The organism is Lentzea sp. NPDC058450 (assembly GCF_042721395.1).
Lineage (GTDB): Bacteria > Actinomycetota > Actinomycetes > Mycobacteriales > Pseudonocardiaceae > Lentzea.
Genome location: NZ_JBHXLO010000022.1, coordinates 1 through 11836, shown reverse-complemented (window position 1 = coordinate 11836; position 11836 = coordinate 1). Strand labels below are relative to the sequence as shown.

Annotated in this window: 15 protein-coding genes; 8 read left to right on the top strand and 7 right to left on the bottom strand. The window is 69.5% G+C overall.

From position 1 onward, the window contains the following. The first annotated feature begins 37 nt into the window (after window positions 1-37). The 5 genes from ACFWNN_RS29010 (at window position 38) to ACFWNN_RS28990 (ending at window position 3965) form a co-directional block, all read left to right on the top strand. Complete coding sequence (locus tag ACFWNN_RS29010) at window positions 38-727, top strand: YbaB/EbfC family nucleoid-associated protein (protein ID WP_382443100.1); 690 nt, start codon at window positions 38-40, stop codon at window positions 725-727. Then, window positions 724-1044, top strand: a complete 321-nt coding sequence (locus ACFWNN_RS29005) for a WXG100 family type VII secretion target (RefSeq protein WP_382443099.1) — start codon at window positions 724-726, stop codon at window positions 1042-1044. Before ACFWNN_RS29010 ends, ACFWNN_RS29005 begins: the two co-directional genes overlap by 4 nt. A 10-nt stretch (window positions 1045-1054) precedes the next feature. Next, window positions 1055-2170: a hypothetical protein gene (locus ACFWNN_RS29000; protein ID WP_382443098.1), complete on the top strand. Its 1116-nt coding sequence runs from the start codon at window positions 1055-1057 to the stop codon at window positions 2168-2170. A gap of 21 nt (window positions 2171-2191) precedes the next feature. After that, window positions 2192-2971: a hypothetical protein gene (locus tag ACFWNN_RS28995; RefSeq protein WP_382443097.1), complete on the top strand. Its 780-nt coding sequence runs from the start codon at window positions 2192-2194 to the stop codon at window positions 2969-2971. A 178-nt stretch (window positions 2972-3149) separates the two neighbouring features. Beyond that, window positions 3150-3965 carry a hypothetical protein gene (locus ACFWNN_RS28990; RefSeq protein WP_382443096.1) on the top strand — a complete coding sequence of 272 codons (816 nt, stop codon included), beginning with the start codon at window positions 3150-3152 and terminating at the stop codon, window positions 3963-3965. Between the two features lies 1 nt (window position 3966). On the opposite strand, the gene ACFWNN_RS28985 is transcribed toward ACFWNN_RS28990, so the two are convergent. Next, window positions 3967-4599 (bottom strand): DUF6928 family protein, encoded by a 633-nt coding sequence (locus ACFWNN_RS28985; RefSeq protein ID WP_382443095.1) that lies wholly within the window; start codon window positions 4597-4599, stop codon window positions 3967-3969. Between the two features lie 144 nt (window positions 4600-4743). On the opposite strand from ACFWNN_RS28985, the gene ACFWNN_RS28980 reads away from it, so the two are divergent. Then, entirely contained in the window at window positions 4744-5718 is a 975-nt protein-coding gene (locus ACFWNN_RS28980) for an endonuclease/exonuclease/phosphatase family protein (RefSeq protein ID WP_382443094.1), read from the top strand. On the opposite strand, the gene ACFWNN_RS28975 is transcribed toward ACFWNN_RS28980, so the two are convergent. Genes ACFWNN_RS28975 through ACFWNN_RS28965 form a run of 3 tightly spaced genes read right to left on the bottom strand, consistent with a single transcriptional unit; the run spans window position 5690 to window position 8254 of the window. Beyond that, complete coding sequence (locus ACFWNN_RS28975; RefSeq protein ID WP_382443238.1) at window positions 5690-6484, bottom strand: NAD-dependent deacetylase; 795 nt, start codon at window positions 6482-6484, stop codon at window positions 5690-5692. The genes ACFWNN_RS28980 and ACFWNN_RS28975 overlap by 29 nt on opposite strands. Then, the gene (locus ACFWNN_RS28970; protein WP_382443093.1) at window positions 6484-6795 is read right to left on the bottom strand and encodes an antibiotic biosynthesis monooxygenase family protein; all 312 of its coding nucleotides are present in this window, start codon (window positions 6793-6795) and stop codon (window positions 6484-6486) included. The genes ACFWNN_RS28975 and ACFWNN_RS28970 overlap by 1 nt, the downstream gene beginning before the upstream one ends. A gap of 10 nt (window positions 6796-6805) precedes the next feature. Then, window positions 6806-8254, bottom strand: coding sequence for a M1 family metallopeptidase (locus ACFWNN_RS28965; RefSeq protein ID WP_382443092.1), 1449 nt, complete (start codon window positions 8252-8254; stop codon window positions 6806-6808). Window positions 8255-8269: 15 nt separating this feature from the next. On the opposite strand from ACFWNN_RS28965, the gene ACFWNN_RS28960 reads away from it, so the two are divergent. Further along, the gene (locus ACFWNN_RS28960) at window positions 8270-9016 is read left to right on the top strand and encodes an alpha/beta fold hydrolase (protein WP_382443091.1); all 747 of its coding nucleotides are present in this window, start codon (window positions 8270-8272) and stop codon (window positions 9014-9016) included. On the opposite strand, the gene ACFWNN_RS28955 is transcribed toward ACFWNN_RS28960, so the two are convergent. The 3 genes from ACFWNN_RS28955 to ACFWNN_RS28945 are packed head-to-tail and all read right to left on the bottom strand — an operon-like array spanning window position 8965 to window position 10917. Further along, window positions 8965-9474, bottom strand: coding sequence for a 2'-5' RNA ligase family protein (locus ACFWNN_RS28955; RefSeq protein WP_382443090.1), 510 nt, complete (start codon window positions 9472-9474; stop codon window positions 8965-8967). The genes ACFWNN_RS28960 and ACFWNN_RS28955 overlap by 52 nt on opposite strands. A gap of 1 nt (window position 9475) precedes the next feature. Then, window positions 9476-10345, bottom strand: coding sequence for an A/G-specific adenine glycosylase (locus tag ACFWNN_RS28950; RefSeq protein WP_382443089.1), 870 nt, complete (start codon window positions 10343-10345; stop codon window positions 9476-9478). Between the two features lie 59 nt (window positions 10346-10404). Beyond that, the gene (locus ACFWNN_RS28945; RefSeq protein WP_363845665.1) at window positions 10405-10917 is read right to left on the bottom strand and encodes a carbonic anhydrase; all 513 of its coding nucleotides are present in this window, start codon (window positions 10915-10917) and stop codon (window positions 10405-10407) included. 154 nt (window positions 10918-11071) lie between these two features. Between ACFWNN_RS28945 and ACFWNN_RS28940 the strand changes: the two genes are divergently transcribed. Continuing rightward, a complete protein-coding gene (locus tag ACFWNN_RS28940) occupies window positions 11072-11740 on the top strand; it encodes a hypothetical protein (protein WP_382443088.1) in 669 nt (222 codons plus the stop codon). Window positions 11741-11836: the final 96 nt, after the last annotated feature.

Sequence of the window (11836 nt, the reverse complement as noted above, 5' to 3'; positions counted from 1 at the left end):
CGATCGCGCATCGGTGGGATTCGAGGAGGACGTGGTCGTGTCGGCGGAATTCGACCAGCTGGTCGCTCAGTTCGAGCGGTTCCAGGCCCAGATGCAACGCGTCGACCAGCAGTTCGCCAACATCGGCGACATGCAGCAGCAGCTGGTCGAGCTGGAGGCGGTGGCGACTTCGGCGGACCGGGCGGTCACCGTGGTCGCGGGACCCTCCGGTTCGATCAAGGACATCCGGCTCACGGACCAGGCCATGCGGCGCCCTCCGCACGCGCTGGCCGCTGAGCTGATGTCCACCCTGCAGAAGGCGGTCGCGGAAGCGGCGCGCCGGCAGGCGGGGATCGTCGAGGGCGCTCTGGGTGACGAGATGCACCTCAAGGACCAGGTGCTGGAAACGCAGGCGCAGCTCTTCGGAATGTCCAAAGAGGACCTTCGGCGGGTGACGGAGGAGGAGGCGCAGGCCCCTGCGCCGCAACGACCTCCGATGCCGCCACAGGGTCCACCGCCGCCGCAGGGAGGCCCGGTCCGCCAGCCACCTCCGGCGCCGATGCCGCCGGACCGGCAGCAGCCGCCTCCGCGCAGGCAGCCGCCGGAACCCGCGGAGGACTTCGGCGACCAGAACGTGCTGCGCGGCGACTCGTGGCAGTCGCGGTCGTCGCAGCCACCACCACCTTCAGCGCCACCGAAGCAGGGCGGCGGCTACCTGAACCTCTACGACGATGAGGACGGCCGATGAGCGGCTTCGAGGTCGACGCCGAGGAGTTGACGGCGTTCGCGGGCAAGCTCGACGGGCACAAGGGCACGGCGGGACAGATCGCCGGACTCGTGGACAAGGCGGACGTGGGCGACAAGTCCTGGGGGATCGTCGGGCTGTTCGTGAAGGACGAGTACGACCAGATGCTCGGCGACCTCAAGGAACTGATGAAGGACCTCCAGACAGGTCTGCAGTCCGCCGGCGACAAGTTCCGCGGCACCGCGCAGGGCTACCAGGAGCAGGAGGACGCGTTGAAGGCGATCTTCAGCGGCGTCGACATCGACTTCAGCGGGAAGTAGGGGCGCCGGCATGGCGGAAGAGGAGTTCGAGGCCGGCGGCGTCAAGATCACCGTCGGCGAGAAGACCACCGGGCAGAAGGCGGCGGAGGCCGCGCCGTTCTACGGCAGCTACCTCAAGACGAAGGAGGCGTTCGGCAAGAGCGGGGAGACCGGCGGCAGCGCCGCGCTGGCCTCCGAGGGCAGCGCGCTGATCAGCGCGGTCGGCACCGCCGCCCAAGGCATCGCGCTCGACCCGATCGGCTGGCTCGTCGGGCAGGGGCTCAACTTCCTGATCAGCGTCGTCCAGCCGCTGGAGGACGCGATCCACTTCGTCAGCGGCGACGGCCCCGCGCTCAGCCAGGCCGGCGAGAACTACGCGGCGATCGCCGAGGGCATCGGCAAGCTGCGGGAGACGTTCGATCAGGACCTGTCGAGCTCCGTGCAGTCCTGGGGCGGTCAGACCGCCGAGGTCGCCAGCACCAAGCTGGGCGAGTTCGCCAACGGCATCGACGGCGTCGCCGGTCAGGCCGGTGAGCTCGCCCAGACGCTGATGATCTCGTCCATGATCATGACGATCATCGAGGACATCATCAAGGCGATCCTGACCGAGCTGATCACCTGGATGATCATGATCTGGATCCCGGCGCTGGCCGCCGCGGTGCCGAGCTTCGGCGCCTCGACCGCCGCCGCCGGAGCGGCCACCGGCGTCCGCGTGGCGTCGACCGCGAGCCGGGTGTCCCGCATCGTCGCGAAGCTGCGCCAGTTCCTGCAGAAGATCATGGATTTCCTGCGCAACGTGGGCAGCCGCCTCAAGAACGTGCGGACCGCGTTCCAGAAGTCCATGGCGGACAAGAAGGTCGCGAGCCACGCGGCCGACGTGCAGCTCAAGGACCTGAGCAAGCTGGAGAAGCTCAAGGCCAATCCGCTCACCCGTCTGAACAGCAAGGACGGCATGATCGGCGAGCGCGTGCAGCAGGGCCTCGGCCTGTCCATGAAGGACGCCGTCGGCAACGAAGCCTTGGCGCAGGTCAACCCGACCCATGAGAAGGGCCTGCGCAACCAGGGCATGAGCGACAAGGCCAACTCGTACGACCAGACCGGTTCGGACCACTCGAAGCAGCGCATCGAGGGCTACCTCGACATCTGATCGACCGGGGGAACGGAAGACATGGAACCGTGGAAGCTCAAGCTGGGACTGCTCGTGCTGATCCTGGTGGCGTTGCTCGCGCTGATGTTCTGGTGGGCACGGCGCCAGGAACACAAGCAGGCCCTCGACCACGCCACCGAGCTGGAGAAGTTCGCCGCGAGTCTCGGCGGGACGCTCGGGCTCGCGCCGGCCTGGTCCGCTGACCTGTGCCGCCCGTTCGCGCGGGAGTACGGCAACGCGATCGGCTGGTTGCGCCGGGCGTCCGAGGCGCGGTTCGACCACACCCTCGACTTCGAGCGGCACGGCTGGCGGGTCCGGGTGACCGAGGCGTCGATCGAGCTGAACAGCGCGTCCACCCAGGACAAGGTCGTCACCCACGTCGAGCACCGGATCGAGGTGGCCACCGCCGCCCTGCCACCGCTGAAGCTCGCCATCAGCAGCCTGGGAGAGGGCCGTGCCGCGCGGCGGTGGGTGACCGAGGTGCCCCAGTCCGTCGCCTCCGGCCCGCAGCCGCAGTGGCACGAGCTGAGGTTGCCCGCCGGCTTGCAGGAGCTGTACCTGGCGGCCTCCGCAGACCCGCACCGGGCGACCGCGATGTTCACCCCCGCACTCGTCGAGAGATTGCAGGGCGAGTCGCAGATGGGCAACCTGCGGACGCTCACGGTCGAAGCAGGCATCTCCTACAGCGTGTCCGCGGGACCGATCGAACCGAAGCTGGTGCTGCCGGCGATCGACGCGATCATCGCTGTGCTCGAACGCATTCCCGGCGCCCAGCCGAGGAGCTCTGCGCCCACCGCGTGAGTCAGCCTCGGTGACGGTGCAATCCGCCGGAGCTCAGCAAGAAGGACATGGTGTGCGGCTTCCCGAAGGCGATGGGCAAGCCCGTGCGGAACGTCGGCAATTACCAGAAGAGCACCGAGTACGACGACATGGGCACTGACCGTCAGAAGCGGCGGATCCAAGGGGACCTGGACCTTTGATGGAGTTCTTGTCGCTGGTGTGGCCGATCGCCGCCGTGGTGGCGTTCTCGCTCAGCGCCGTGGCCGTGCGGCGTTGGTGGCAGCTTCGCCGCAACCGCAAGGCCGATGCCGACCAGGCCGTCGCGCTGACGCCGCTGGCCGCCGCGCTCGGCGGCGAGGTGGTCGGCGCCGAGCGGGCGGCCGCGTGGTCGGCTGATCTCCGGGGGCCGCTCGCGAGCCACGTCACCGGGTTCGTGGACAAGCTCCTTCAGCGCTCGAAGCCCAGGTACGACCTGGCGTTGGACTTCCGGCGCGGGCCCTGGCACGTGCGGGTGGCGCAGGCCTCGATGAGGCAGCAGGGTTCACGCGGGGTGATCAGGCTTCAGGAACACCGGTTCGAGGTGGCCACGGCGCGCATCGCTCCCATGCGGCTCACCCGACGTCAGCACGCCGACTTCCTCGGCCGCGCGGTCGCGCCGGGCTACCTGAGCGGGTGGCTCGCCGCGCAGCCGCTCACCGTGGCGCGCGCGAACGCCGAGTGGTTGCCGCTGCGCCTGCCGCCTGAGGCCGACCACAAGTTCGCCGTGTTCGCCAACGACCTCGCGGTCGCGTCCCGGGCCTTCAACCCCGAGGCGCTGGAATGGCTGCTGGACCAGGCCGACGCGCTGCCTGTCGTGGTCGGGCGCTTCCTCTCGCTCACGTTCGAGGACGGCATCGTCTACACGACGATGCGCGGTCCCATCGACGAGCAGACGTTGCTGCCCGTCGTCGACGTGATCGTCGGGGCGCTTGATCGCATGCCGGACGTCCGGTCGCGTCATCCCGCGGCTGTGTGAGTCAGCGCGGGGTGACGGTGTAGCCCGCCAGCACCACCTCCTCCAGCTCCGGGTCGTCGTCCTCGTACGCGCCCTCGTAGTTGAAGCCGAACAGCTCGCGCAGGGCCGCCTCGGCCAGGTCGAGCGGGTGGAAGCGGAACGGGTACTCGTCGTCCTCGTCCAGGGACTCCAGGAACTCCGGGTCGCCTGCCCGGTACTTCTCCTCGAACGGCAGGGGTGTGCCCACGTCGGCGATGACGCCGCTGTCGGGGGAGAGGCTGTACGCGCGGCGGAGGGTGCCGTCCGGCTCCCAGATGGCGTAGGAGAAGAAGTCGACGACGCTGTGCATGGCGTGCAGGTAGAGGGTGCGGCCCGCGCCCTCGGCGATGAAGCGCGGCGGGAGATCAGTGTGGGCGTCGCCGGCCGCCTCCCAGGTGCAGATGATCGAGAGGCCCGGGAAGACGCCCGCGTAGACGGTGCCGTCCGGTGGGTTGCCGTAGTGGAGGTTGCCGTCCTCGATCCGGGTGAGGTCGTGGGACGGGTAGAGGCGGCGCACGAAGGCCTCCGTGGCCTCGCGGTCGATCTTCGGCGACGCTCTCAGCACCTTGCTGACGTCGTCCGATGCGTAGAAGAGCATCCAGTCCTTGGCGCCCATCGGTCCCCCTGGTGAGTCGGTTGTGTTCAGGATGGCGGAGGGGTCTGACAATTTCTGGAGGGCAACGAGAGGGGCCTGCCGGCCGTCCTGTGGAGCATGGGGACCACACCGGAGACTGACGAGCGTTCGGCGACACTGCACGGCGTGGTCACCACCGAGGTGAAGGCGCCGAGGAGCGGTTTCGCCACGTTCTTGCTGTTCCTGTGTGCGCTGGCGTTCGTCACGGCGGCGCTCGTCAGGCTGCTCGGCATCGACGGGACGCGGTACATGATCGCCACGACGTCCCTCACCCCCTACATCACCGTCGTGGGGTTGCTGATCGGGTTGTTCGCCCTCATGCGCCGACGGTGGGTCATCGGGCTGACGATGACGCTCGTCGGGATCGTGCTGGTCGCGAACGTGGCGCCGCGGGCGTTCTCCGACGCGCGGCCCAACGGGGTGGGGCAGCAGGTCCGGTTGATGACCTCGAACCTGCTCGTGGGGATCGCCGACGCCGAGTTCGTCGTGCAGGAGGTGAAGAGGCGCGACATCGACGTCCTGGCGATGCAGGAGCTGACGCCGGACATGGTGCGCGACCTCGACCGCGCCGGGTTGAACCAGGTGCTGCCCAACCGGGTGTTCATCGCCGAACCCGGCGGGTCCGGCAGCGGGCTCGCCTCGCGGTACCCCCTCCAGCAGCGGACTCTGACGCCGCCCGGCTCGTTGCAGCAGGCAGGGGCGATGGTGGACCTGCCGGGCAGGGACATCGAGGTCGTGTCGGTGCACCCGCTGCCGCCCGTGGTCACCGCCGGGCCGGAGGCGTGGCAGCGCGAGCTCGCCGGGCTGCCCGCGCCGGACTCGACCGGCGCGCTGCGGGTGCTGGCGGGCGACTTCAACGCCACGCTCGACCACGTCGGGCTCACCCGGCTGATCAACAAGGGGTACGTGGACGCGGCCGACCAGGTCGGCAAGGGCCTGATCCACACCTGGCCCAGCAACAGCGGGTTCTGGCCGCCGCCGGTCACCATCGACCACGTGCTGGTCGACTCGAAGATCATCGTCGACACGGTCGACGTGTTCGACGTGCCCGGCAGCGATCACCGGGCCGTCGTCACGCAGTTCGTCGTGCCAAGGCTGTGAGAGCCTCCAGGGCGCCGGCGGGCAGGGAGACGCCCCTGCCGTGCCGGACGTCCGGTTCGCGCGTGTTGATGCGGATGAGAGCCCCGGAAGCGGCACTGGCCAGCTCGGCCTGACGCCGCACGGTCGGCACGGCGGTGCCGGCCCCGATCTCGACCACGGCGAGGTTCCGGTGCGCGCGCCGCCACTCGTTCAGCTCGTCGAGCTGCCGCTGGCTGCGGTGCGGCACCCAGCCCCAGTCGCCGAACATCAGGATGTTGGGCCGCGCCAGGCCTCCGCACGAGGGACACGACGGCAACGGGCCCACCGCCCGCATCGTCACCGGGTCGACCTCGACGTCGAACGCGCACTCCCAGATCTCGTCCGTGCACGGCTCGACGCACTGGGCGTGGTGGATCGACCCGTGGACCTCGGCGACGTCCGCGAAGCCCGCCTTCTGGAACTGACCGTCCACGTTGGACGTGAACACCCGTGCACCCCACGACCGCAGCACCGCGAAGCCCTCGTGCGGCACGGTCTCGCGGTACAGCCGCAGCCGATGCCCGTAGAAACCCCACGCCAGCGCGGGATCGTCGACGAAGTGCACGGGGTCGGCGATCTCCTCGAACTTCAGCCCGAGCCGCTCGTACGGCGGGTACGCCCGCCAGAAGCCCTCGGTGCCGCGGAAGTCCGGCAGGCCGGAGTCGACCCCGATGCCGGCGCCGGCGCAGACCAGGACGGCGTCCGCGCCGGCGATCAGCTCGGCGGCTCTGTCGTAAGCCTCTTCGATCACTGCTTGGGCTTGCTGCCCAGCACGACCTCGAACTCCAGCAGGTCGGCACCGGAGGACACGGGCCGGGCGCGCTCGCCGGAGTGCGCTGCCGCACCGGCCTCACCGTCACGCCACGCCACGAAGTCCTCGTGCGTCTCCCAGTGCGTCACGACGAAGTAGCGGTCCTCGCCGGCGACGGGACGCAGGAGCTCGAAGCCCAGGAAGCCGGGCTGGTTGTCGACCGCACCGAGGCGGGCGCCGAACCGCTTCTCCAACTCGGGGCCGTTGCCCTCGGGAACCTTGATCGCGTTGATCTTCACGACTGCCATGACACCGACTCTAGCGGCGCACACCGACAGGCAGCAGGTACTGATCGTCGGGAATGCCCGAGTCCCGGAACCACGCCTTGAAGAACCCGGTCAGGTCCTGCCCGGACGCCTTCTTGAAGTGCTCCTCGAACTCCGGCCACGACGCGTTGCCGTCGCGGTGCTCGCTTACCCACGACTGCAGGGCCTTGAAGAACACGTCGTCGCCGACCTGCTTGCGCAGCGCGTGCATGCCCAGCAGACCCTTGTCGTAGACGCCGCGGAACTCGTTGCCCTTGCCCATGTCGTAGAGCTTCGGCGCCCAGAACGACGACCGCTCGCGCCGTTGCTCGACCTGGTCGCGGTAGCGCTCGTCGAGGTCGGTGCCCTCGTGCTCCAGCCACAGCCACTGCGCGTAGGAGGCGAGGCACTCGTTGATGCAGATGTCCGCCCAGCTCTTGATCGACACCGCGTCGCCGAACCACATGTGGGCGTTCTCGTGCACGAGCGTCTCGAGGTCGGCCCAGGCGGCGTAGATCGGCCGGGTCTGGGTCTCCAGCGAGAACCCGATCTGGTCGGCCACCCAGATGCCGCCGGCGGCGCGCTGCGGGTACGGGCCGAACCTCGTCGCCAGGTGCGCGAGGACCTCAGGGCCCTGGTCCTGGATCGGCTTCTTGGCCGCGGAGGTGCCGGGCGCGTAGGCGTCGACCACCGGTGTGCCGTCCGGCAGCGTCGACCGCACGACCTCGAACTTGTCGATCGCCACCGTGGCCACGTAGGTCGCGAGCGGGGTCTCCTCCGACCAGTTGAACGTCGTCCAGCCGCCGTCGCGCGTGACCGGTCCCTCGATGCCGTTGGAGATCGCCGTCCAGCCGTCCGGGACGCGGGCCGCGATCTTGAGCGCCGCCTTGTCCTTCGGGGTGTCGTTGGCCGGGAACCACGTCGTCGCGGAGTGCGGCTGACCTGCGGCGAAGGCGCCGCCGGTGGACGAGATCTGCCAGCCGCTGCGGCCGAGCGAGGCGTCGTTGATCGTCGTGGGCTCACCGCCGTAGGTGACGACGGCCGTGAACGGCTTGCCCGAGGCGAGCGGCGCGGACGGCGTGATCACCAGCTCGTGGTCGCCCTCCTGCGCGAACTTCGCGGCCTGCCCGCCGACCTTCACGTCGCTGACCTTCAGGCCTTCGAGGTCGAGGTTGAAGCGCGAGAGGTCCTCGGTCGCCGTCGCGGTGATCGAAGCGACGCCGTCGAGCTTCTTCGCCTCCGGGTCGTAGGTGATCGCGAGGTCGTAGAGGGTGACGTCGTAGCCGCTGTTGCCGTCCGTCGGGTAGTACGGGTCGCCCGCGCCCGCCCCGGCCTCCACCGCTGCCTCCGGCGACGTGGCCTGCTGCTTCGCCGGGTCGTTGCTCGGCGTTCTGAACACGACGAGCAGACCTGCGACGAGCACGATCAACACCAGGGCGATCAGGTACGGACGGGCCTTCATGCGTTAATCATCCCTGTGTCGGTGGTCGAGTTCGGCGGAACGGGTCAAGGCGTGCTGCTCCTGCACGGCCTGATGAGCAGGGCCACCGCCTGGTGGCCGGTCGCGCAGTGGCTCCAGCCCTTCGGTCGGGTGGTGGGCGTCGACCAGCGCGGACACGGCCGCAACCCGACGCGCGGCCCGTTCCGCACCGAGGACTTCGTCGCCGACGCCGCCGCCGCGATCGAGGACCTCGGTCTCGGGCCCGCCGTGGTCGTCGGGCACTCCATGGGCGGGCTGCACGCGTGGTGTCTCGCGGCGACCCGTCCGGACCTGGTGCGCGCGATTGTGGTCGAGGACTTCGCCCCGGACAACAGGGGCCGCACCGTCGACGAGTGGAAGTGGCTCTTCGACGCGTGGCCGGTGCCCTTCCAGTCTCTCGGGCACATCACCGCGTACTTCGGCTCGCCGCTGTTCTGCGAGTACTTCGAGGAACGCGCGGACGGCTGGCACCTGATCGCCTCGATGGACGACCTGTACGAGATCGCCGGCCACTGGGGCACGCGCGCGTACTGGGACTTCATCGACGCCGTGCGCTGCCCGTCGCTGGTCGTCGAGGCCGGCAAGGGCGGGCAGCTACCAGGCCAGATGGAGGAGGCGGCCCGCCGGTCGAACGGCCAGTACCTCTACGTCGCGGAGGCCGGGCACGTCGTGCACGACAGCGCGCCGTGGGTCTACCGCGGGGCCGTGGAGGCCTTCTTGAGCACGTCGATCTCGCCGGTCTGAGTGTCGACGACCGACACCTCGCGGACCTTCGCCCGGATCGGCTCCACCGGGAAGACGGCGGCGAACGCGGCCTTCATCGCCTCGTCGTCGACGTCGTGCACGAGCGTGCAGTGCGGCACCCAGTTGCCCGGCAGGTAGTAGGCGCTCGGGTTCTTCACCTTGCTCGCCAGGACGTCGTGGATGGCGCTGTGCACCGCCAGCAGCTCGGTGTCGACGACGGCGGCGAGCATCAGCACGTTCTCGGACGTCGAGAACGTGCTGAGCGAGTGCAGGTAGAGGTCCGGCATCCACAGCCGTTCGAGGTCCTCGCGCAGCTCCTTGCGGACCTTGGGGCCGATGGTGGTGGCGACGGCGTACGTGAGGTGCGGCGGGTACTTGTGCTTCGCGCCCACCTTCGTCTGGAGCGCGCGCACCTTCCGGTCCGCCTCGTCGTCGAAGAACGCCACCAGCGCGTGCATCTCAGTGCTCCCCGGGAAGTGCGAACAAGCCGTCCTGCGTCTGCTCCACCAGGCCGTCGTCCAGCAACGAGACCAGGCACTTCTCCCGCTGCGTCACGTCGTTCCAGACGATGTCGAGCTGGATCTTCGGCACCGGGCCGGGCGACCCCCGCAGCACGTCCAGCAGCTTCCCGCGCACCTGCCGGTCGGTGCCGGCGAACTTCTGCACCTTCTTCTCCGGCCCCGCGTAGGCAGGCCGGCCACCCAGCTGCCAGGCGCAGTCCGTGAACAACGGGCAGTCGGCGCACTTCTGGTTCTTGGCCGTGCAGATCAACGCCCCGAGCTCCATCAACGCGGCCGAGAACACCGCCGCGTCGTGCTGGTCCTCGGGCAGGATCGCCTCGACGTCCCGCAGGTCGCGCTTGGTCGACGGCGGCCCGGCGTCCCCGGCCCCGTGCACAGCGCGCGCTACGACCCGTCGGACGTTCGTGTCGACGACGGCGCACTTCTGCCCGTACGCGAACGTCGCCACCGCACGCGCCGTGTAGCTGCCGATACCCGGCAACGACTCCAGCGTCTCGATGTCGGACGGCACCACGTCGCCGTGGTCGCGGGCGATCGCGGTCGCGGCCTCGTGCAGGCGCATGGCCCGGCGCGGGTAGCCGAGCTTGCCCCACATCCGCAGGACCTCGCCCTGCGAGGAGGCGGCCATCGCGGACGGCACGGGCCAGCGCGCCAGCCACTCGTGCCAGATCGGTTCGACGCGGGCGACCGGCGTCTGCTGCAGCATGATCTCGCTGATCAGCACGCCCCAGGCGGTGCAGTCGGGACGGCGCCACGGCAGGTCGCGGGCGGCGGTGTCCCACCAGCCCAACAGCAACTCGTGATTCATCGCCGACCATTGTCGCGCAACGAAAAGGGCCCCCGAAGGGGCCCCGTCGCAAACGACCGTCAGGCGGCCGCGGTCTCCGCCGCGTCGACCTCGCGCAGCTCACCGGTGTGCACGTCGTAGACGAACCCGCGGATCTTGTCGGTGTGCGGGATGAACGGGCTGCGCCGCAGCCGCGCCATCGAGCCGCGCACGCTCTGCTCAACCACCTTGAACGCCTCGACGGCCCAGGTCGGCCGCAGACCGGTGTCGGCCTCCAGTTCGTCCTTGAAGTCGTCCTCGGTGACCATCTCCAGGCCGCAGTTCGTGTGGTGCACGAGCAGCACCTCACGCGTGCCGAGCTTGCGTTGGCTCAGCGCGAGCGAGCGGATCGCGTCGTCGGTGACGACACCGCCCGCGTTGCGCAGCACGTGCGCCTCACCCTGCTTCAAGCCGAAGATCTCGAACACCCGGATGCGCGAGTCCATGCAGGTCAGAATGGCTACCTGCAGAGACGGCTTCGCGGACGAACGGTCTCCGGGAACCACGTTCCCGAGTTCGTAGTTCCGCTTGAGCAGTTCGTCGATCGCGGTCATGTGACACACCTCCATGGCCTACCGGCGGACCCCGCGTCGATTGGAACCGGAGTTAGCGCACGTTCACAAGGGGTTTCCGCTCTATGTCACGTTCAACCGATCGAGCGATGCTCGCCTACGCCTGGATTCCCCCAGGTCCGGTTACGTTCGGGCCGTGATCGAGCCCACAGGTCCGCTGCCGTCCACGGTGTACTGGCGCCGCCGCATCGCCGCGATCGCCGCCGCCCTGGTCACACTCCTGCTCGTGATCTGGATCGTCGGGATGTTCGGCTCCGACGCCGAGACCTCGAAGCCGACCAACGCGGCCGCGACGTCGGCCTCGAACCCTCCGCCGAGCGGCTCCGAGAGCCCGGCGGCCGCGTCGTCGTCCTCCACGACCCCGCCGCCCTCACCGACGGAGACCACCCCGCCGCCCCCGCCTCCCGGACCGCCGCAGCCCTGTCCGGACGACGTGATCGGGGTCGTGGCGAAGGCCAACAAGCCGTTCTACACCATCGGTGACCAGCCAGAACTGTCCATGGACCTGGTCAACAACGGGCCGGTGCCGTGCATCAAGGACATCGGCCGCCAGCACCGCGAGCTCACGATCCTCACGGCGGACGGCGCGACCGTGCTGTGGTCGAGCAACCACTGCCTCGCGGCCGTGGGCACCGAGACCCGCGTGATGCAGCCGAAGGAAGTCTTCAACTACGGCACGAAGTGGGCGGGCTCGACCTCGCAGCCGGGCTGCGGCGCGCACACCCGCGTGGGCGCCGGCGACTACCTGCTGGTGGCGAAGCTGGCCGGAAAGGCCAGCTCACCTGCCGTCTTCAGGCTCGAGTGACAGGCGCTGGGACCGCTGGCCTTCACCGCTTGTTCCGGCGCTCAGCAGGGCACCTCGCGACGCCGCCCCCGCGCCCCCGTACAACCAGTACGAGGA